The organism is Mycoplasmopsis hyopharyngis (assembly GCF_045276885.1).
GTDB classification, from domain to species: domain Bacteria; phylum Bacillota_I; class Bacilli_A; order Mycoplasmatales; family Metamycoplasmataceae; genus Mycoplasmopsis; species Mycoplasmopsis hyopharyngis.
The window spans coordinates 38,755-62,373 of record NZ_CP174164.1 but is presented as its reverse complement, the minus strand read 5'-3'; the positions used below and the strand labels follow the sequence as shown (position 1 = coordinate 62,373).

Genomic DNA, 23,619 nt, shown 5'->3' with positions numbered 1-23,619 from the left:
TAAAATATATATAGCAAAAATTGGTATTACAAGCACTCATAATTCACCGTAAAAAAACGCTAGCACTATGAAAATGAACTCTCTCTCGATATTACTAGAATTTTTTGTTGGTTCAAATAAAAGTGAAAAAAGATATCCAAAATATGAAAAAAACAAGAAAAATATGGCAAAAATAATTACAAATCAAAATAAAATATTTTCTAATAATTTTTTACAAATATATTTCATTACTGTTTTGCCTCCATTTTTACTGTTTCATTATTCCATTTTCCATTATTGTTATAAAGAAGAATTAGATTTTTACTTTCAATATTTCAATCACATTTTATTATTAATGTTTTTGATTTGCTTGTATAACTAATTTCAAAATTCAAAGCATCTTTTTTAACTTTTTTAATGTTCAGACAAAATGAAAATTCATCTTTTTCTTCTTTACTTAAGGCTTTTTCTAAATCAACAAAATAAAGTTGGTTGTCTTTGGTATCAATTAACAATTTTGAATTTTCAAATTTTTCAGTTGAAAAAATTATTTCATTTGCTTTGAAAAATTCATTTTCCTTAGAAGCATTAAGTTCTAATGATTTTGTAGTTTGTAAAAATTTAATTAAAGTTAAATGTTGGTGAAGCATATCGCTAACAATTCAAATAAAAATTCCGTATATAAAAGTTATTGCAAAAAAGTATATTTCAAATGGAAACATTGACATTCAAAGACTAATTGATATTAAATAATTTTTAACATAAATTGGGGAAATGTCTTTTTTAAAAAAAATAAAACTAAAGATTGGCACAATAATAAAAATAAAAGCAATACTTAGTACATAGAAATTTACTTTCTTTCTTATTAAGTTATTAGAAAGACAATTTATAAAATAAAGAATTATATTAGCTGATATTGTTAACGCTCAAAAAGTAACAAACATTGAATATGTTATATTGTGAAAAAGAAGTTCTTTTGTTTTTCTTGTTAAGGGAAAAACAAAACTACTCAAAAATCCTAAAAGATAGATAATAATTAAGAACGACAATGTTAATGAGAATAATAACGTCTTATTTTTATTCAATTTTCTCATTTGCCAATTCCTTAGCACTAACCATTTTTCCTTTATAAGCAAAAAATGGTTTTGTTACCCTATCTTTTTTAGGGGTTTTGTCCATTATTGTGAAGTACATTCCAATTACTCTTGTTAATCTAAAATCAAAAACTACTTGTGAGCAATCGCTTCAACCAAAATGAACTAAATATTTATCGCGATGAATTCTATTCCGTTTGTTATATCATTTTCCATACGCAACAATTCCGTGATTCATTGCTTTGTTATCATTTTCATGATTTGACATAGTACCAGCAATTAATATTGGGTGCCCTTTATAAAGTTGTTTTCAGGGCTGTTGTGGAAAGGTGGGAAAACCTCAGTAACTATATTTATCATACCCTACATCGATAGACATATATTTTTTTAATGTTTTAATTAAGTCTCATAGTGATTTCAAACCAAATCCATACTCAAACCCATGTTTTCACAATTCTAATGAAAAACCTGGAGAAACATAAGGAATTGCTGGTAATTTTTTTCATCTTAAAAGTTGAATTGTGTCTTTACCTTCTTCATAAATTTCTTGATCATAATACCAACCTTTTTTATTAGGACTAATTATGTATTTTTTTTCCATTTCTTCACTTATTCATTTGGAATTCACAAACAAGTGTTGATATTGTATTAACATAGATAACGCATTTAACATACACATGCCATTGGAATCATAATACGTTTTACCTTCTTCAATGTGTTCAGGTTTTGGTGGTTTGGGTTGTTTTCAATATTTTTCAAAATAATAATCTTTTTGTTCAGCATAACCAAACATATTAACATTATTTCTAAACCATCATGAATAAGGAACTTCATAATCAGCTTTTACAACTTCTTTTTCAGGGTTAATAACATAATTAGGCACTTTCTGCGCTAATTCATCTGAGATGCGGTCTCATTCTTCTTCGATTTTTTCCCGTATCTTTTTAGCAGGAGTAATTTTATTTAATGAGTGTTCTAATAAATTCTCTTCTATTTCTTCTTTTCTTTGTTTTAAAAGTTTTAAATCAATAGATATTTCTTTTTTATTTGTGGTAGGGTTTAAATTACGAGTTGAAAGTAATGCGGCAGGTTTGGGTTCTCTATTACTTATTTGATTTTTTATTCAAAATGGACTAATATAATAATGTTCTATATTTTCAAATTCCTCTTCTGAAATTTTTGTTTGAAAATTCATTTCCATTGAAATTAGCGTGTTTTTCTCCATAACACAATAACCTCGATCTTCAAACATAAAAAGAAATAGATCAATTTTTTCCTTTGTAGTAGGATCAATCATATAAATTTCTTTTCAATTTTTGATCGATATTTCTTTTTCTAAATCTTTTAAATAACTTTTTGCTTCATTTCTTACAGTTTGAACAAGTAATTCTAAATTTGTTTCGTTTTCATTCTTTTTTTGTTCGTTTGTTAAATTAGTACTCAAAGTCGGAACAACAAACAGAGTGCATGCTGCTACAAGTGGTAATAATTTTTTTATCTTCATATTTCTCCTTTTTATTTTTACATTATTAAATAAATACTTGAAAATTATATTTACTTTAAGTAAATATCTTAAATAAATGAAATATTTCCATTTATTTAAGGCTTTTTTTCGGCTTAAAAAACAAAAAAGATAGGTGCTATTTTACCTATCTTTTGGTTTATTTTTTTGGTTTTTCTGAAATTTCAGTGATTGCTTCTTCAATGATATCCAAGCTATTATCGATTTCTTGCAAATCTTGTTTCTCGTTAATTTCTAAGTAATCTTTGCTAAAATCTCCAAGTTTTTGTCATCAATGTCTTTTCTTGCTATTGATTAAAAATTTTAAAAAGAGAAAAATTCCTTTTGGATCATCTTTTATTGGAGAATGATTTTTTCCTATCATTACAGATAAAACATCAAGATTTTTACCATATTCTAGAAATTGTTCGGTACCAATTAATTTGTCATTTTGACCAATGATAAAAATTAGTTTATCTTTGTGTTTAAAATATAGTTCGTCTAAATAATTAAGATAATCATTATTTAAAACACAACCACTAAGTAATGTAACTCATTTTCCTTTTGAAGAAAATGAATCTAATAACGCTCTACCTTTTGAAAACATTTTGGCACCAAGAGAAATAATTTTTCCTCACAAAAATGAAGTTTTGCTTTGAGGTTCAATAACACTTCTTAGATTTGAATAACCGCTAGTTTTGGTCATTGATGGATTAATAGTTGAAAGCATAATAACTTTAGAAACTTTTGGATCATTAGCTAATTCTAATGCTACTGCTCCTCCCATTGAGTGAGCAAATATAATTACATTTTTGGTTTTGATGCTTTCTAAAACTTTTTTAGCACATTGAATTCAATATTCAATAGTGATGTCTTGGGTTGAAACTTCCCGACCAAAGTATTTACTTCCTGGTAAATTGATTGCAATGGAATTAAAAGGAAGATCGAATTCTTTTAGTTTTTCAATAAAATCACTATTCGAGTTTATTCCATGTATGAATAAAACAGTAGTATCTAGTTTTTTATCCTCAATTCAAAGAGGAACTTTTTCATTGTCTAATTCAGTATATTTAAATTGCATATCTCCTTTTCTAGTCTAGATCTAATTCATTTGGATGAATTGTTTCTTTATTTTCAATTATTTTAGCTATCTTACCATTTTCAATATGAATAACTTTATCAGCAATAGGAGCCAATAGTGGGTTATGGGTAACCATAACAATAGTGGTTCCTTGCTCTTTGTTAGCTTCATATAAGTATTTTAATACTATTCTAGTAGTGTTTTCATCTAAAGCACCTGTAGGTTCGTCAGCAAAAATAACTTCCGCATTTTTAGCAAGTGCTCTTAAAATAGAAATTCTTTGTTGTTGTCCCCCTGACATTTGTGAAGGGTATTTGTCAATAACTTCTTCCATTTCAAATCTTTTAAATAAATCAATAATGTCTACTTTTTTGCTTTTATCTTTTTGTAAATAAGCGCCTGTTTCAACATTGTTATATCCATTTAAATTAGAAAGCAAGTTGTAATTTTGGAAAATGAAACTAACGTTTTTGCGTCTAAATTTAGTAAGTTGAACATCACTTAAATATGGCAAATTAGAATCACAAACAATTACGTGACCTTGTGAAGGTCTATCTAAACCGGAAATTAGGTTTAATAATGTTGATTTTCCAGAACCTGATTTTCCGAAAATCATTGAAAATTCACCTTTGTTTAAAGAAAAAGAAATGTTTTCTAAAATTCTAGAAACTTTTTGGCCATCTAGATAATATTTGATTACATTCTTAACTTCGATAACTCTTTTTTCCTCATTTTTAAGATCTTTAAATTGATCTTTTTTTCTTTTTCTTTTAGCAGCTTTGATGAGGATTTTTTGAATCTTTGAATCTACTTTAAAAATTTTATTTTTAATGTTTTTATCAATGATGTCAAAAAGATTAGAAACATTAATTTTCTCTTTTATTTTTTTAGAACTTAAATATTCTAATTCTTCTTCTTGTTGTTCAATGTTTGTTGGTGTTTCTTGATTCATATTAATCCCGTCCTTTTAACAAGTCAATTGGTTTCATTTTATTAATGCTTAATCAAACTAATAATGAAGTAATAATAAAGATTGAGAAAATAACTAATGCAGCTCCACCTATATGTAATGCATTAAAGTAAATAGGTAAAGAAATTGATTGTTTAGCTAAAATAAAGGTTTTAAAAGCATATATTATTCCATAAGTTATTGGTACAGATAAAATAATAGTAGCAATGATAAATGGAACGAAGATGGTAAAGAACATGTTGATTTTTTCTTTCCGGTTGTATCCTAAAATTGATCATATCGCAATATTCTTTTCATTTTCAGCAATGATGATGTTAGAAATAATAACTAAAACAATTATTGAAATAACGAATGATATTCCGATAATAATGGTAATAACATTTTCAGCAACATTGGCAATTTGGTTGGTAAATCCAACTTCAATACTTTTAGCATAAATTGAAGCACCTAAAGCAGTATACATTGTTTGGTTATAAACATCAGCAAATGAAGCAAGTACTGTTTTAGCTTGGGTCGCTTTAATTTGTTCATATTGTGAATCAGAGTATTGAATGTTTTTGTCATTAGAAATAAATTTCATTATTTCATCAGGATTTAAATTCAATTGTTGTTTTAAAATACCCTTATCTTTGTTAAAGATACTTTCGAATACGTCTTTAACTTCACTATCAGACATGTTTTCGAAGTTAAACAAATCATTTCCTGATCAATAACCAGAATTTGAATAAATAGAAGTAGAACCAACTAATTGTTGTGGTGCATTACCTTTGGTCATAACACCATTAAATGGTAATTGACCATTATTGGTTAGAGAATCTAATCCAGTAATTTTGTTAACAATCTCTCTAGAAGTTACAAATTCATTTCCAATGTGTGTGTTGCTAATTCCAATAACTTTGAATTTGTATTTGTATTGTTGATTAAATTTGTCATAGATTTTGGTTAATATTTTATTCTTGTATCTATCAACATGATTTTCAATGCTAAAATCAATTACATCATTTTCTTTAACTTTGTATTTGTTAGCTACAACATTATTGATAATAATTGGATATACCTCATTAGTAGTTTTTATTTTTAATAATTTTGCTAATAAGTCATTTCCTTTTTCATCAACGATTTTAACTAATTTATTTTGTTCATTAAATCCATAAATAATGTTGCTTGTACCAAATTTTGTATTTGCTACTTTAGCATATGAATATAATTCATCAACTTTTGGATTGTAGTATACTCCACCAAAACTAATAAAGTAATCATTAACAACTGGTAAAGTAAATTTACTTTGGTTATTTGGATATAAAACAGTGTTTAAAACCGCAGTTGATTTACGAGCGAATTCAGAATAATTTTGTGAGATTTCATATTGAATTTTTTCTCTAATTTCTTTGGTTTTAGAAGCGCTTAATTTTTCTTCTAGTTTTTGTATTTTTTCTTGCTTATCATCTTGAATTTGGATCTCTTGACCAATTTTCTTATAAGCATCAATCAAGAATTCACGATATGCTCTTCTAGTATCATCACCAGTTTGAATATCTTTGTTTTCTTCAAAACCTTGTGAATCGTATGTTATATAAACAAATTTTGATTCTTTTAAGGTAGCACCTAAAACATATTTGAAAAATTCAGCTTTTTTAACTTCGTTCTTTTCAAGTTTGTCAATTAAGTATTTATTAATTTCGCTTTGAGGTTTGTTTTTAATCAAATCTCATTCTTGTTCTTTGATTCAAACAAAAGAAATATATTTGCGGTTTTCGTTGTATTTGGCTTCATATTCAATAGGATATTTTTGATCGTGATAGAAATAGATAACCATTTTTTTAATATAGCCTTGATTTTCGCCAGTACCTTTTTGACCATCTTGGAAAGCCATTAATTCTGCAGCTACCCGGTGACGTAATTGATCAACTCTTGCTTTTTGGGTATCAGGCATTGAGTTGTAAGCGGTTTGTCATGGGTCGATTGCAACCCCGGTGCTTACTTTGATGTTAACTGAAAACTGGGTTAAAATGTGTGAATCACCTAAAGTAGGATTTCCGTTTTTGGTAGGATCACTATTGATGATTGAAGACATTCCTGGTTTAAAGTAATCATAGCTATGTTTAATTGCTTCTGAAGAAACACCAATAGGAACATAAAGATTATTTTGTAATCCTTGGTTGTCAGAATTATAAAATGTTTTATATTGTCCCGATTCTCTAGTTGGGGTTTCTAAGTCGGCTCTAAAAGTATATTTTCTATGTTGGTAAGTATCATTTAAAGTATTTTTGAAAACAGATGAGTTTGCTAATGCAAACATTGAAGTTACGGCTACTAAAACGATACTTAAACCAAAGGAAATTAATTTTCCAATTCCATTAAAGATTAATGAAATTGAGAACTTACGTTTAACATTTCAATTCTTAATTGATTTTTTAACCTTGTTATATACCTTACTTGGTTTTAGTTCAGCGCTTCCAGAAATTAAATCGATTGGTTTATGACGTAATGAAGAAAGTGAAACTATAATGATTAATAAACTCATTGATATAAAAGGTACAATAACTGTAAATAGTAATGAAAAGATGTTGAAGTTAACTACTTCTTTTGGTAAGGTTCAATAAGAACTAAATAGGTTTAAAAATACAAGTTGTAACCTATTACCAATTACATAACCTAAAACTCCGCCAATGATCGAAGTAACCATTGCAAAAACAGTAAAGGAAATCACAATTTTTAATGGTGAATATCCTTGGGCTACTAAAATACCTAAAACCCGGTATTTTGAGCTAGTATATCTTTTAATGATAAAGGTGGTAGAAATACCAATTAAAACTACTAAAAAGGAAATACTAATAATTGAAATTAAATTAACTGAGTTAATCATCGCACTAATAGTAGAAACTCTTAATGCTCTTTCAGGGTTGATTGGGTCAATTTCAGTGTTTTTATAGACTCTTTCAAGTTGGTTATTAGGAACATTTTGTTTAATAATTTGTTGTAGTTCTTGTTTTAATTGGTCACTATTTTTATCTTTTTCATTTGGATTTTTAACCAATAAATAGTTTTTAATAGCATTAGCAGCATAACCTAAACGAATTCTGTCAAATCCTTCACTGTTTAAGAAAACAAGTGCTTGACTAGAAACATTAGTTTGTAAATTGTTTTCATCAACTACTGGGTATAAATAATCGACAGTGGTATCAGCACCAACAATTAAGAACTTAATTCCATTAACATTCAAAATGTATTTTGAATCTAAGGTGTCTAAAAATTCTTCTAAATCAATTGGGTTAGTAAAATGTTGAATACTTCCAGTATAAATTGATTTGTTGTTTCTTTCCAAGTAAGCATGATTAACTTTGGCAACATATGATGAAGGTGATGTATAAACAACTTCATTATGTGGAGTTGATTCTAAAATGCTATTTAGAACTTCATTAATCATTTTTGGAAAATCTATTCCGAAAAACGAATTATCTCCTGGAATATTAAATTTGTCAAAAAATGGTTTGTCAAAACCTAAAGTTTTTCTACTTTTTAATACTTCACCATCTTGGAAAATGTTTTCTTCATGGTTTTTAATTGAGTATTTAGTCTTAATTGATGAAATAAGAAAATCATAAGCGATTAAGTTTTTGTAATTCTTTTTTTCGTTGGCTAATTCTTCAAAATTGATAATTTTTTCTTCTAATAAATATTGTAAATTAGCTTTTTTGTTTAACCCTTCTTTAGTAGTGTTAGCAAAATAATAAACTAAAAATTGAGGAAATACTTGGCGTAATACGCTATTAAAAATTGCAGAATTGATACCAAAATAATCTGAAACTCTAGCAGCTAAATTGTTATAAATATAGTCAGAAACAATATCTTTTACACTTCAAAAACTTTCAGTAGATAAATAATTATTTAAAATATTTTCAACTACATAGTAATATAAACCATTATCAATATTAGGGTTAGAAACACCTTCAGTTAATTCAGCATTAGCACAAATTAAAGCTAAGTTTCTTATAAGTTCAACTTTGTTTTTCTTTAATCAATCATCTTTATTGATTTCTGGATATTTTGCTATTAATTTATTTATTGCATCAAGAACATATTTGTCATCTGCATCTTTAGCAAAAATTCTTTTGGTGGTTTCTTGTAGTTTTACTAAACCAATAGTGATACCTAATTTAGTACTTTCGTGAAGTTCGATATTTTCGTTTGAAAAATCATCTAAATCTTTATTGTTAATGATTTTTTTAATTTCAGCATCGTTTGCTAAATTTAATAAATCTTTAACAAATTGAATAGAACTTTTACTTGTAGCATTATAAGGGTTGTGAGCAACGGTGTTGATTCAAAAACTAATTAAAGAAATATTTTCTAAACCAAAAGTGTCAGGATTGGTAGAAGATTTTAAAAAGAAGTTAAGTAAATTCTTAATGTCCTTAATCATTGGAGCATTAATATTGCCGTCTCAATCCTTTAAATATTTAATTCATTCAGCAATAGTTCAAGAAGATGAAGTAAAGCTTTCGTGGTTAAGTCTTAAATTAAATTGGTTAAAGAATTTGTTCAAATTCAATAATTGAGCAATAATTGTTTGATAGTTCTTTTGTAATTCTTCATTGGTGTTGATTTTAAAAATTTTCTTAACCAATAAAAGTTCTTCTTGTGCTAATCCAAAATCTTCAAATTTTACTTTTTCTTTATTTTGGTTAATTTTTTCTAAAACTACATTAAGAATGTTTTTTAAATTAGTTACATCATTAAAAATTGTTTTATTAGTTTTGTTCTCAATTTTTAAATTTGAAAGATTAATCAAATCAAGCAAGCTTAATCTTTCACTATCATTATCAGGAAGAATTAAACTTCTTCCATTACCTAGATCAATTTTTCTCCCCGCATCTGATAAGTTCAACATCTCTGAAATGTTCTTTTTGAATTCTCTATTTGAACCAGGAACATTAAACATTGCTTTAAAAAATGCATAAATGTAATCTTCATCTTTAATGATGTTTTTTCTTAAAGGAACTATTTGATAATGCGGTTTGTTATCTTTTGAACTAAGATATTTAATTCTTTCTAAAGAATTAGTAAATTTGTACTCATTGTTTTCAAAAAGTATCTTTTGAATTTCATTTAAAAAGATTGATAAGTCAAAATTGTTAACAATGTTTACTAATGAATCTTTAACGTTTTTGTATGATCTATCTTTGTATTTATCAATTTTGTTTAAGATCAATTCGATATCTTTTTCATTTTTAGGAACATATAAAGTAATTAATCTAGTGATAATACTTTCTTTGTTTTTTAAATTGAATAGAACTGAAAAATCTATGTTTCTAATTAAAGTAGATAATGATTTTTTAATTTTCTTTTGATCAATAGAATTTAAGAATCAATAAACTCAATTATCTTTTGAAATTTTGTTAGTGAATTTATTGGTGGTTAATTCATTAGAATTAAATGGATTATTTATTTGAGCTTCTACTTGCTTATCAGCATATTTATCCATTCATTCTTTTGCTTGACTAAACACTTTTTTGAAGTCAAAAGAATCAACAAGTTCATTTAAGAATGTTAATACTTTAATTGGATCATGTGAGATTTTAACAATTTCTTCTGAAGAAAAGATTTTAGTAATATCTATGTTTAACATTTGTTTAAAGATGTTAAATAGTTTATTTAATTCTTTAATTAAAAAGTTCTTTTGTTTGTCAATAGTAGGATTTACTTTTATGATTTCTACTGAACGTTTAAAAATTCTAAGTAAAATTGATTTAACAATATCACCATTTTTGTTGGTGGTTAATTCATAAAATAAATCAATGACTATTTTTTCAACTAGATTTTTATCAATTTGTGAATTTAATAAAACATTGTAAAACTTATGTTTGTTTAAAACTTTTGTAGCAGCTTTTACCAATTCGTACATTTGTTGTACAGTAATAAATTCATTTTTGATTAAATCTGAATTCATTAAGTATTTTTCAATGCTTTGCATAAATGATTGAATTGAGTTAGTAGTTAATATATTTTGAATAATGTCTGATTTTGGTGCTTCAAAATAAATTGGAATATATCAAATATTATTAAAGTTTTTATCTACCTTGATTCAACCTTCGGTGGTATTAATAAATTTAGTTCTAATGGTGCTTCTAGTTGCGATCATTCATTGCTTTAATTTTTCATAATCAAAGTCATTGATGAAATCTTTAGAATTAGGAAAATTAATTCAAACATCTTTTTTATTTTGAGGTGCTTTATAAACTAATTTATATTGCTTACCTAGTAATGCAACTGCTATTTTGATGTCTTGTTCTTTTGGTAATTGTGGTAATAAATTACCATCTGAATCTTTTGCGTTTTCAAGTCATTTTGAAAGTTGGATAATTTTGGTATTTTTTCTTTCAATGTAAATATTTTGTTCATAGTTGTTGTCTATCATTGTGCCATAGTGATATTCTGGTTCAATATACTTAGGATCAGAAAATAGATTTTGACTATATGCTTGAATTAAACGAGCAGCAACAATTGGATTTATTTGTGGTGATTTAAAAAAGTTAGTTGTATTTCAACCATAAATTTGAGAATTCTTTGATTGTTCTTCAAACAATTTACCGACATTTAATTCAATACCTAGAACCTTTTTGTCTTTGTCTCCGATATTGATAAAATGATAAATTTGTTTTTTATTTTTATCGTCCAAACCATCAATGGTCATAGTTTGTCTTAGACCAATAAATTGCTCTGGATTTTTTGAATGTTTAGCTAGTACATTGTTTTTAATTTTTTCAATAACTTTGTTTCTTGTTCTAGTAGAAACTACTTCCTTTAATTTAATTAATCTAGTTGAAAGAATTTTTTCATCAATTATTTGGTCAAATAATTTTTCAATTGAAGAATAACTTGTACTTTTGCTTTCAATTTCTTCGATTGAACCTATTTTGGTTCCATTATCCACTAAATCGATTTGTTTAAGCAATAAATAATCGTTTTCATTAGTTAAATTAACAATCAATTCTTTGCTTTCAGTTTTTGAATAATCTAATTTTCCATCAGCATCAAAAGGAGTAACTAGTGCTGTTTTAAATTGTTTTCAATATGAAAAACTTCAAAAATAATCATGAAATTTTTTAGTTTCCTCATTATTAGGTTTTTCAATTTCATTCATAAAATTGTAATACTCATCTGTTCATTTATCAGCCATTGAAACATTTGGATCTTCTTTTGATTTTTGGTTTCTGTTAAAAGTGGTTTCATAAAATCAACGAGCAAATTCGACTTTAACTTCATGACTAAAAATTCATTCAGCAGGAATTGAATATTGTTTATTTTCTTGTAAAGTTATTTTTTGTTCTACACCTTCAATAGTGTTATCCATATTAAAAGAAGCAAATGAAAAATTCATTTTTAATGTATCTTCTTTTGAATATTCATTAGGATTAGTTAAATTAATGAATTGAGCAGCAACAGTTTTATCAAAATTAATACATTGATAAAGGTGTTCAACTACTTCGTTGTTTTTATTTTTAAAAGGTTCGAAACCTAATAATTTCATTAAAACACTAGTATCAACGATTTTTCCTTTTTTGTTTTCAATTCAATTTTTACCTTTGGTAAATTCGAAAGTAGCTTCAGAAGTTTCGTAATTAATGAACATTGAGGCAATTTGAGAAACATAATAGTTTGTCTTTTTTTCAATTGTTCCATCAGGTAAAGTGGTTTCTTGAATTTGTTTAGATAAAGAAAAAATATCTTCTAGTTTGTATGTTTTGTCTAATTGAATATTTTGATTTTTATTAATACTTAAAATCTTTTTGTATTTTTGAAAATCGTTATCTTTTTTTTCATACAAGTCATATGTAGGACTATATTCAATATTAGGATTAGATAAATTAATGAATTTAAAGTAACTATTTTTTAAATCTTGTTCCTTTAAATTAAAGTCAACCAAATTATTTCCTTGATTAACTTCGTTAATTAAAGTATATAAATTAAATAAGTTAAGTATCTCTTCTTTTTTAATATATAAATCTTTATATTCATCAGGAATTGGTTTTGAACTATCTTTATTTAAATTTGATAATTGAATAAATGAACTATCATTTTTGATTTGCAAAATCAAAGATTTTTCTTTGTTTTTCAAATCATTAATCATTTTTCTAACGTTTGCTCTATAAATATCAGAAGTAAATGTGCTATCGATATATTCATTAGTTCATTTTGATAAATCTAAACTAAATTTTTTAGGTGTATCAAAATTTGAATCGTCATTTAATTTACCGTTATTGGTATAACCATTTTTATATGGTGAACCTTGATTAGAAAGGTTTAAATCAACAGTAACATCATGAAGTTTAGAAACTTTTTTGTAGTTATTAAATTGGGTGGTCATTGTGGTTTTTAGATCATAAAGCAATGTAAAAATTAATGAAACTAAAAATACTAAAATACTTAGTCCAACTACCACAACTTTATTTTTCTTAAGTGATCTAAATGCTTCTTTAAATAAATTTCACATAGAACTCCCTAATTTATTTTGTAAATATTTTACATATAATATTTTGTTCTAATCAATAATTATTTTTGTCCAAAACGCTTGTTTTTTAATGTTATATTTTTGATTTTAATTAAATTTTTTTATTTTTTAAAATAAAAATAAGCCTCAATTTTAGTTGAGACAAATTTATTATTATTCATTCTTTTTAGGCTTTGAAGAAGTTTTTTTAGGTTTTGGTTTAGTTTGTGTTTCTGAGTCCTTTTTGGCTTTAGTGCTCTTGGTTTTGGTTTCTTTAACCTTAACCTCTTTTTCTTCTTGCTCAGATTGTTCTTCTTTTTGAACTTGTGTAGTTTCTTCTTTAACCTCTATTGGTTCGACTGCTTCTTCAGTAGCGATTTCAATAGTTTGCTTTTTGATTTCTTCATCTAAATTAATTGCATGAATTTCAGATTCAGTAGAAGTTACAGAAATTACTTGCTGTACTTTTGTATTTGAATTATTAACTTCTTGTAATAAGTCATCAAGTGAAACATTAGCTTCAGCTGTATTTGATACAACTTTTTCCTCTTTTGGAGGTAGTTTCATATTTTTTTCGATATATTCAATTTCTTCAGCGACAATAGTTTCTTTTTCTAATAAAGCATCTTTAATTAATTCAAGTAAATCTCTATTAGCAGAAATGATTTCAATCGCTTTTGCTTCAGCTTCTAAAATGATTTTTCTTACTTCTAAGTCAATTTCATGACCAACTTGGTTTGAGTGAGTAGATTTAGCAAAATCTCTACCTAAAAATGGATTAGTTGTATCTTCTTCATATTGAATTGGTCCTAAACTTGACATACCTCATTCAGCAACCATTCTTCTTGCGATCTTAGTTGCTTTAGCAATATCATCAGCAGCACCGGTTGATACTTCACCTTTTCCGTAAATGATTTGTTCACTAGCTCTACCACCTAAAAAGCTGGTAATAACCGCGATTAATTCTGATTTTGAAGCATTGTATTTTTCTTCTTCAGGGGTCATTAAGTTATATCCACCAGCATTTCCACGAGGGATAATGGTAATTTTTTGAACTTTGTTAGCACCTTTTAATTTGATACCAACAACTGCGTGACCAGCTTCATGGTAAGCAACCATAGTAAGTTCTTCTTTGGTAATAACTCTATTTTTCTTAGCAGGCCCTGAAACAACTCTATCAACACCTTCATCAATATGACTTCTTAAAATTACATCGCTATTTTCTCTAACCGCTAATAAACTAGCTTCGTTAATAACGTTTTCTAATTGAGAACCAGAATATCCAGGAGTTCTTTTTGCTAATTGTGCTAAATCAACATCTTTTGAAATTCTTTTACCTTTAGCATGCAATCTTAAAATTGCTTCTCTTTCTTTTACATCAGGTAAACTTACTGTAATAGTTCTATCGAAACGACCTGATCTAGTTAAAGCAGGGTCTAATATGTCAGTTCTGTTGGTTGCAGCAAAAAATAATAAACCATTATTTTCTGTCATTCCATCCATTTCAACTAACAATTGGTTAAGTGTTTGTTCTCTTTCATCGTTTCCACCACCAATACCAGAACCTCTGGTTCTTCCGATGGCATCTAACTCATCAATAAAGATAATTGCAGGAGCATTCTTTCTTGCTTCATTAACTACAGAACGAACTCTTTTTGCTCCAAGACCTACATACATTTCAACAAAGTTAGAAGCAGAAATGAAGTAAAAAGGAACATTTGCTTCACCAGCAGTTGCTTTAGCTAATAATGTTTTTCCTGTACCTGGAGGACCACCTAATAAAATACCTTTAGGCATTCTTGCGCCAGCAATTTCGTATTTTTTAGGATTTTTTAAATAATCAACAATTTCTTTGATTTCTTCAATTGCTTCAGAGTTCCCAGCAACATTTTTAAATGTTTTATCGCTTTTTACTTTAACAGCAGGATTTGATTTTTCACCAATTGCTCCTGTTCCATTGTACATATTCATTTGTGCTTTATAAACAATGAAGATGATAATACCAAAAATGATTGTTGGTAACAATAAAGTAAATCACTTCATAAACACAGATTGTTGTTGAGGAATTACAGAACTTAACGAACCAGTACTTTCTGCTCCTTTTGAATTAACAAATTTTAAAGCATCTACTAAAAGTTGGCCTTCTTGTTTTGATTTATCGAATCAAGCATCAATAAGTCTAAATGGAATACCTACTTTGTAGTAAAATGATTTTCCATCTACGTGATAACGTAAAAGCGCTGATTGAGTATCAGTGTTAAAAAGAATTTGTTCAATATATTTACCATCACCTGAATCAGCAGCTGCTTCTGAAATTTTCTTTTCAAAAAAGTCATATGTAATTTCAGTTGGCTTAGGTTGAAGTCATTTGTATAAAACAAGAGAAATCAAAATTGTTGCTATAACTACAAAGAAAGTAATTACAATGATTTTTGTCTTGCTTAATGGAGTTTTTTGCTTCATTTCTACCTTTCTGTTCCTATTATTAATATTTAAATAATATTATATTATGCTAATTATCAAACTTAAAAATTAACTTTCCTTGTTTTTTAACTAAAAATATGTTATTTTTTAGCAAAAAAGTACTAGTTCTATTTTTCGAAATAATGAAATCAATAATGCTTAAAATCTTATTTTTAGTTAGATTAATACCATCAAATTTTTCATTTATTAACTTATAAATTAAAGATAATTTGTCTTTTTCAGAGCGAATTTTTGCAAAAAAATCTTGTGAAAAAATATAACTTTGTCATCTTTTATATATTCTTTCAATTCTTTTTGCTTTGATAGCTAACCATTTATTCTTTATCCTAAATTTTAAAATTAAACAATTTTTGTAAAAATTCGACGATTTTTCCAACAAATGTCTAATTGCGTTTCTTTCATATTTGTCAGAATTGTTAGTGTAATCAATTGCAAAATTGATACCATTTTTCTTATTTTTTGCTTCAATTTCTTTTTTGAAAAATTTAAATAAATAAGGTCTTTCAACATTCATTTTAAACAAAATTGAATGTTTTTTTATCCCATAATAATTGACAACTTTTTTTCTTTTTTCTTGCATTATTGCAGTTTCTAAAAAGTCGTCTTTATGTTGTGCTACTAATAATTTTTGACAATTATACTTAGTATAAATTTCATAAAAAAAATCGTATCTTTTGTTTCTAGCTCATTCTTGAAAATTATTTTTTTGGTAATCTTGTTTGCTCAAAATTAACTTTTCAAGTTGAATATGATACTTTAAACAAAAGTCTTCAACAATTTTTTGATCAATATTTGAATCGCTTCTTTGATTGTAATTTACAAAAGCAACAACAATTTGGTTGTTCCCGTATTTTTTAAGCTGGTCATTGAGCATAAACATTGAATCGGGTCCACCACTTACCGCTAGTAAAATCATTAACTACCTTTTCTTCTATTTACGTTAAATCTTTCCATTACAACATTAATGTCATTAAAGGCAAATGAAGCAGCTGCTTCTGCTGCTTTGGTACAAATTATTTCAATAATCGGCATTTGCTCTTTTGTAAAGTTCGATAAAACGTCATCTTTTAGTTCTTTAGTTGTATCTCTTCCAACTCCGATTCTAATCTTTTTAAAATCCTTTGTTTGAAGTTCATCAATAATGCTACTTAGACCATTATGTCCTGCTGCTGAACCACCTATTTTTATTGAAGCCTTACCAATTTCCATATTTATTTCATCATGAATAACTAGAATGTCAGAGGTTTGAATTTTGAAGTATTTGACTATATCTCTGATAAATTCACCAGATTTATTCATATATGTCATTGGCTTAGCAACCACAACGTCGTCAACTATGGTAAAAGCACCATTAAATTTTTCTTTGTTTAAATTATCTATTTGTCATTTTTCACATAATTTGTCAATTACTAAAAAACCAACATTATGCTTGTTGAATTTGTATTTACTTCCAGGATTTCCTAAACCAACTATTAATTTCATAATTAATATTATATATATTAAAAAAGTTGTTTTGAAATATCAAAAATTAGAAAATTATTGACTTTAACCCCCACATTTTGTTTTTTTTAATGTCAAAAAAGTTGGAAAAGTGCAATTTTTGGGGGTTAAATTGGTGGAAAAATGCAATTTTTGGGGGTTAAATTGGTTGGAAAAATGCAATTTTTGGGGGTTAAATTGGTTGGAAAAATGCAATTTTTACTATAATTAAGTTATATAAATTTAGATTTTGTTAAGGAAAAATATGCTAAAAAGAAAAATAACAAATGTAATTGAAAAGTGATTTAATGAAAGTGATAGTGCGCTTTTAATTGATGGTGCTAGACAAATTGGTAAGACAACAACCATTCGTGAATTTTTAAAAAACACAAACAAAAAATTTATTGAACTAAATTTAATTGAAAATAAATTAGCGCTCGAAGCATTTAATACAGCAAAAGATTCAAAAGACTTAATGTTAAAAATATCAGCCTTATCAAATGTCAAACTTGTTAAAAATGAAACAATTATTTTTATTGATGAAATCCAAGAAGCTAATGATGCTATTAGTCCAATTAAGTTTTTGGTTCAAAATACAAAATTTAAATTTATTTTTTCAGGCTCTTTACTTGGGGTAAAAATTCAGGAAATATTATCGATACCTATTGGTTTTCTAAAAATAGTTCAGATGTACCCAATGGATTTTGAGGAATTTATTTTAGCAATTGGTATTTCTGAAAGAATTTTGCAACACTTAAAAGAATGCTATAACAACCTAGCAAAAATCGATCCAATTGTTCATAAACAATTAATGAACTTGTTTTATACATATTTAGTAGTTGGTGGAATGCCAAAAGCAGTTGCTACTTTTATTGAGACAAATAATATGACAAAAGTCAATGAGATTTTAAAACAAATTGATTTAGGTTATGCGCAAGACATAACAAAATATGAAAAAATGAATAAGCTACTAATTAAAGATATTTACAATCTTATTCCTAGTGAATTAAATAGTCAAAACAAACGTTTTATATTAAAAAACTTAAATGAAAAAGCGAGATTTTATAAATATGAGACTTCATTCACTTGACTAAAACATAGTGATGTAGGTTTATTTGTACATAATGTTGACAATCCAGTTTACCCACTTTTGGCAAGCAAAGAAAGAACATTGTTTAAACTTTTTCTTTCTGATGTTGGTTTATTAACTTACAAAATTTTTAATGGTCACCAAATTCAAATTTTAAATGGTGATACATCTAAAAATAATTATGGCGCTATTTGCGAATCGTTTGTTGCTCAAGAATTAAAAGCACATAATTATGAGTTATATTTTCATTCAAATAAAAAACGGGGTGAAATTGACTTTTTAATAGAAGAATTAAATGAAGTAATTCCTATTGAGGTTAAAAGTGGTAAGGACTATAAAAGACATTCTGCTTTAAATAATTTATTAAGTGATAAAAGCTTTGATATTAAAAAAGGTATTGTTTTTTGCAACGAAAACATTGAACAAATAGGCAAAATTATATACTTACCAATTTATATGACTATGTTTGTTCAACCTAAACAATATGAACAAGATCAATTTGTAAATATCAATATTTCTGAATTAATTTAAATATTGTAATGAATCCAGCCTATTTTTATTGTGATTTATCATAAAAATAGGCCGTTTTATTTTTGTTTTTTATTGGTTTTAGTTTGCTTAAAAAATTGCTTTTTATATATTTTTGAGTGTTAAAAACTTCTTTTTTATATAATTAAAATTATGAAAGAATTAGAAAAAATCACACCATTAGAACAAGATTTTGCTAAATGATATACAGATGTTGTAAAGCAAGGAAATTTGATTTCTTATGGACCAGTTAAAGGAACAATAGTATTTAAACCAAACTCATATGGAATTTGAGAACTTATTCAAAAATATTTAAATGAAGCATTCAAAAGTAAAGACATTCAAAATGTTTACTTGCCACTTTTTATTCCTAAAAATTTATTAGCAAAAGAAAAGGAACACATTGCTGGTTTTAACCCTGAGTTAGCAACCATTACCAAAGTTGGTGATAAAGAATTATCAGAAGATATTTATATCAGACCTACTTCTGAAACTTTATTTGCTGAATTATTTAAAGAAATTATTATTTCACATAAAGATTTACCTGTGGTTTATAACCAATGAGCAAATGTAGTTAGATGAGAAAAAACTACTAATCCTTTTTTAAGAAGTAGAGAATTTTTATGACAAGAAGGACATACTTGTCATTCGAATGCTTTAGAAGCTAGAAGATTTGCTAGAGAAATGCTAAGTTGTTATGAAAGATTTGTAAAAAACTATTTAGCAATTCCAGTAATTGCTGGTAAAAAGACTCCTCATGAAAAATTTGCTGGTGCTTGCTCAACTTACACAATTGAAGCAATGATGAAAGATGGTAGAGCTTTACAAGCAGGAACAAGCCATTATTTAGCACAAAATTTTTCAAAGCCATACGAAATCGTTTTCAAAAATAAAAATAATGAAAACGAAAATGTTTATCAAACTTCTTGAGGTGTTTCAACTAGATTGTTAGGTGCAATTATTATGACTCATGGTGACAATAGAGGTATTATTATTCCTCCTAAAATTGCTCCTATTCAAATTGACATTTTAGAATTATTTGGTGATAAAAATCCAAAAGTACACCAAGCATCACTTTCACTAAAAGAAACCCTTTCTAGAAAGTGAAGAGTTAGATTAGATGCTAGTGAACATCAACCTGGTTATAAAGCTTCTAATTCTGAAATTCAAGGGGTTCCTATAAGAATCGAAGTTGGTCCAAGAGATATTGAAAATAATAATGTTACTATTGTTAGAAGAGATACTTTAGAGAAAAAAGTTATAGCAATTAATGATGTTAAAAAATATGTTTCTACTTTACTTAATGACATTCATCAAAACTTATATGATGCCGCTAAAAAGAGATTAGATGAAAAAACAGTCTATGTTGAAACCTATGAAAAATTCAAAGAAGAAATAGCTAAAAATAATTTTGTTATTGCTCCTTTTTGTTGTTTAGACAATGCTGAATTAGAAATCAAAGAAGAAACTGGCGCTTCTACTAGATGTATTCCAATGAAATTTGACAAGCCATTAAAAAAGAGCAAATGTATTTTTTCTAAATGTAAAAAAGAAACAAATAGATACGTTGTTTTCGCAAAATCATACTAATTAAAAAACTTCATAGCCTAAAATTGCTTATGAAGTTTTTTTGTTGTTTTTTCCTATTTTATAGGTTAATTAGTAAAATTAATTAACTAATTTTTGCTTGTAATTCATACATTCTTTTTTCATAAATTGCAGTATCAAAAGGAAGGATGTCTTGGGCATTGGCTCACATTACAACTAAAGAATTAACTAAAATTCTATGTAATGTTAGTATCTTTTCATCAATATAAGAATCATATGCGTTAAGGAAAATTTCAATTTGCTTTTCATCTAAATTTTGGCTTTCAATGAAATAAGCTAATTCGAAATTTCTATCTCCCAATGTTGCATATTCTCAGTCAACAAAATAGATTTTTCCGGTTTTGTTGTCTTTAATCATATTTGAAGTTCATAGATCATTATGTAATGGAGTGGTTTTATCCATATTAGCTAAAACTTTATTAATGATTCTATAAAAGTCATTTAAGGCTTTGATTTCTATATTTTTTTCTTTTAATATTTGTCTATATTTTTTAACTCTAGCAGCGTGGTTTGATGCTGGAAATTTAATATTAGAGTTATGAATTTGTTTAATATTTTTGGCAATTTGAATTAAATTTTCTTCTGATAAATCTGGTTTTTCGCCTTCTATTTCTTGTCATTTTATCTTTTGTTCATTGTTGCTAATTAATTTAGGCACAAAATCAAAAATAGACAATAATGAATAGTCTATTTTGTGATTAAAGCCTGTATATTTTTTTTCTTGAACAAAAGTATGATTTTGAATATAACTAACATTTGTGAAACCAGTTTCTATATACTTAATTTCTTCGTTATTTTTCATTTTCCTACCTTATTTTTTTAAAGATAATATCTTCATAAATTTTTCTGGATCAAGACTTGCTTTTCCTACTAAAAATCCATCAACATCTTCGAGCTTAAATAATTCCGCAACATTTTCTGGGCATACACTTCCGCCATATAAAAGTTTTGTTTCTTTTCCTACAATTGAATGAATAAATTTTGCTATTTCTTCTACATTTTCAGAAGTAGCGGCTTCACCTGTTCCTATTGCTCATTCTGGTTCATAAGTAATAATAATGTTTTTGCTATCAACACCTTCTAGTGATTCTTTGATTTGTTTTTTAATCACTTCTTTGGTTTTGTTTTCTTGAAATTCTTTAGAATTTTCTCCAATACACAAAATAGGAACTATCCCATTTTCAATAGCTTTTTTAATTTTTTCATTTACAACTTTATTGTCTTCATTACAATAAAGCCTTCTTTCTGAATGCCCTACAATTACATACTCTACATCTAAGTCTTTTAACATCATTCCACTAACTTCACCAGTTCTAGAGTTCTTGTTAAAATGACTAATATTTTGTGCTGCTACTTTTAATTCTTTGATTCTATTTAGTTTAAAAGCAGGAATATTAATAAAAGAAGGCGCAATTCCAAAAACTAAATTTGGATAAAGCTCTTTTTTATTTTTCTTATAAAGAAACCATAATTTTTCCAAAAATTCAGCAGTTTCAGAAAAACTTTTATTCATTTTTCAATTTCCTATAACAAATAATTGCTTCATAGTGCCTCTTTTCCGTTTATGGATTTAATAAAATTATAAAAGAAAAACAATAAAAAAAGAATTGTAAAAGTTTGCTACTTACATACAAAAAATGTACATTAATTCTCTTTTAGAAGATAATTTCCCGTTGCTTTTCTTTCTTGTGTTGGTTATTTTTTTAAATAAAATGAGCAGTGATAAAAGATATATCGAAAAATAAGTATAATAAATATGAGGGGTGAATTATTATGCAAAAATGTAACACAAAAGATAGAAGATTAAAGATTATTAAATATCTTTATGAATGATCGCCTGAAATTTTAGAACAAGTGACAAAACTACATAAATGTTTATTTTTGTATGAAATGTTCCAATTAATAGATAAAAAAGACTTTAACTTAGGCTATTTAAAAGCGTACAAAAACGGTCCTGTTTTTAGTGATGTTTTTGGTGATTTCACATACAATAATGAAAATGATAATTTTAAAAAACATTTAATAAACAAAAACTTCAAAGATAATGAGGCAATAAATATTGATGAATCTAATTTAAGAAAAGCTTTATTTATAGTAAAAACTTGTACTCCTACAGAAATATCTAATGTAACACATCATTTAGATGCATGAAAAAATACGTTTAAAGAAGACAAGGAACAAATTGCTATTCTTAAAAAAGATATCACTGATCATGATATAGAAATTTTAAAACTTATTAAAAATTCTGCGTTGGAATACAACGAAGATTTAATTATCAAAAATGTGCAAAATAAATTTTTCATTTTTCAAAAAGATATAAAGCTAAATGGTAAAATTTGGGAAAAAATTGAAAAATTAGCTACTTGTGATGACTTAATCAATCCAATATATGTATTAGGTATAGATGAAGAAGGGGATTTAATTATAGACTAATGGAATATTCTATTTATGCAATGTGTATTCCTTACCCTGGTTTTTCATCTAGTTTAGCTAAAATATCGCATTTATATTTACTTTTTAAAAATGACATAAATAATAAAAAATTGTATTGGTTTAAAATACAAACATTTAAAACAGTACTTTTATCAAAAATTTCTAATTTCTTAGTGTTGCGACAAAATGATTATCCTTTTTTAAAAAATGATAGTATTTTAGATTTAAGCAAAGTTTTTGTGGTAAATAACAAAGATATAAAATGTTGAGATAATTTATTAAAGGTTAAAAATGTAAAAGTGCCTAATTTGAACAATATTAGTCTTACTGATATAGAAGAAAATGTTCTTAATTTTGAATCTTTATTATCGTTGAATAAAGAGTTAATAAAAAATAATTAAAAAATTTTTGTTTTTTTTACTAAAAAATGTGCAAACATTAATATGGTGGTTATTTTAAGAAAAAAGATAATCACCATATTATAGATTTTCAAATTTTTTTATTCGATATTTTGTAAAAAATTTTATTATTTTTTATTTTCTTTAAACATTTTATTTTAGTTTCTCCAATTCTTTTAGTTATTGTTTTTTAAGTTTGTAATAACTTTTTTTATGTTTAAACCTCCATTTTAATTTAAATAAGTTCCTTTTTCACACATAACTAAACAGAATAATAAATCTAATTATTAAATAATTAGTAAGAAGAGCAAAGCATTTGCTCTTTTTTTATGTTCTAAATGATTAGTTACATCTTGTTTCACAATGTAAGAGCGACATTTTGTTTGAGAAACTTAATAAAATAAAGAAATTTAATAATGTATAATTTCATTAATAGGATACAAGGGTCATCAATAACTTAGAATTAAGTTAGATGGTCTAATG

The 23,619-nt window shown here is 26.2% G+C and carries 13 protein-coding genes and 1 pseudogene; 4 read left to right on the top strand and 10 right to left on the bottom strand.

Annotated features, from left to right (window positions below; translation table 4 throughout):
- Positions 1–227: 227 nt before the first annotated feature.
- The 8 genes and pseudogenes from ACJA25_RS00235 to pth form a co-directional block, all read right to left on the bottom strand.
- Positions 228–707: a hypothetical protein gene (locus tag ACJA25_RS00235; RefSeq protein WP_406615575.1), complete on the bottom strand. Its 480-nt coding sequence runs from the start codon at positions 705–707 to the stop codon at positions 228–230.
- Between the two features lie 349 nt (positions 708–1,056).
- On the bottom strand, positions 1,057–2,577 hold the full coding sequence (locus ACJA25_RS00230; RefSeq protein ID WP_406615573.1) for a putative cysteine peptidase: 1,521 nt from the start codon (positions 2,575–2,577) through the stop codon (positions 1,057–1,059).
- Positions 2,578–2,734: 157 nt separating this feature from the next.
- Entirely contained in the window at positions 2,735–3,655 is a 921-nt protein-coding gene (locus ACJA25_RS00225) for an alpha/beta fold hydrolase (RefSeq protein ID WP_406615571.1), read from the bottom strand.
- Positions 3,656–3,665: 10 nt separating this feature from the next.
- On the bottom strand, positions 3,666–4,607 hold the full coding sequence (locus ACJA25_RS00220; RefSeq protein ID WP_406615569.1) for an ABC transporter ATP-binding protein: 942 nt from the start codon (positions 4,605–4,607) through the stop codon (positions 3,666–3,668).
- 1 nt (position 4,608) lies between these two features.
- Positions 4,609–13,119 (bottom strand): FtsX-like permease family protein, encoded by an 8,511-nt coding sequence (locus tag ACJA25_RS00215; RefSeq protein ID WP_406615567.1) that lies wholly within the window; start codon positions 13,117–13,119, stop codon positions 4,609–4,611.
- Positions 13,120–13,608: 489 nt separating this feature from the next.
- Positions 13,609–15,579: pseudogene (gene ftsH / locus ACJA25_RS00210) on the bottom strand (ATP-dependent zinc metalloprotease FtsH); the annotation flags it as partial.
- A gap of 49 nt (positions 15,580–15,628) precedes the next feature.
- A complete protein-coding gene (tilS, locus tag ACJA25_RS00205; RefSeq protein ID WP_406615565.1) occupies positions 15,629–16,516 on the bottom strand; it encodes a tRNA lysidine(34) synthetase TilS in 888 nt (295 codons plus the stop codon).
- Positions 16,516–17,082 (bottom strand): aminoacyl-tRNA hydrolase, encoded by a 567-nt coding sequence (pth, locus tag ACJA25_RS00200; protein WP_406615563.1) that lies wholly within the window; start codon positions 17,080–17,082, stop codon positions 16,516–16,518. Before pth ends, tilS begins: the two co-directional genes overlap by 1 nt.
- Positions 17,083–17,344: 262 nt before the next feature.
- Between pth and ACJA25_RS00195 the strand changes: the two genes are divergently transcribed.
- Both ACJA25_RS00195 and proS read left to right on the top strand, forming a co-directional pair.
- Positions 17,345–18,700, top strand: coding sequence for an ATP-binding protein (locus ACJA25_RS00195; protein WP_406615561.1), 1,356 nt, complete (start codon positions 17,345–17,347; stop codon positions 18,698–18,700).
- Positions 18,701–18,850: 150 nt separating this feature from the next.
- Positions 18,851–20,287, top strand: coding sequence for a proline--tRNA ligase (proS, locus tag ACJA25_RS00190; RefSeq protein ID WP_406615559.1), 1,437 nt, complete (start codon positions 18,851–18,853; stop codon positions 20,285–20,287).
- An 82-nt stretch (positions 20,288–20,369) separates the two neighbouring features.
- On the opposite strand, the gene ACJA25_RS00185 is transcribed toward proS, so the two are convergent.
- Together ACJA25_RS00185 and tpiA are read right to left on the bottom strand one after the other, a co-directional pair.
- On the bottom strand, positions 20,370–21,107 hold the full coding sequence (locus ACJA25_RS00185; protein WP_406615557.1) for a phosphotransferase family protein: 738 nt from the start codon (positions 21,105–21,107) through the stop codon (positions 20,370–20,372).
- 9 nt (positions 21,108–21,116) lie between these two features.
- Positions 21,117–21,851, bottom strand: a complete 735-nt coding sequence (gene tpiA / locus ACJA25_RS00180; protein WP_406615555.1) for a triose-phosphate isomerase — start codon at positions 21,849–21,851, stop codon at positions 21,117–21,119.
- Positions 21,852–22,078: 227 nt separating this feature from the next.
- Between tpiA and ACJA25_RS00175 the strand changes: the two genes are divergently transcribed.
- Both ACJA25_RS00175 and ACJA25_RS00170 read left to right on the top strand, forming a co-directional pair.
- A complete protein-coding gene (locus tag ACJA25_RS00175; RefSeq protein WP_406615553.1) occupies positions 22,079–22,738 on the top strand; it encodes a hypothetical protein in 660 nt (219 codons plus the stop codon).
- The gene (locus ACJA25_RS00170) at positions 22,738–23,139 is read left to right on the top strand and encodes a hypothetical protein (protein ID WP_406615551.1); all 402 of its coding nucleotides are present in this window, start codon (positions 22,738–22,740) and stop codon (positions 23,137–23,139) included. The genes ACJA25_RS00175 and ACJA25_RS00170 overlap by 1 nt, the downstream gene beginning before the upstream one ends.
- Positions 23,140–23,619 lie beyond the last annotated feature (480 nt).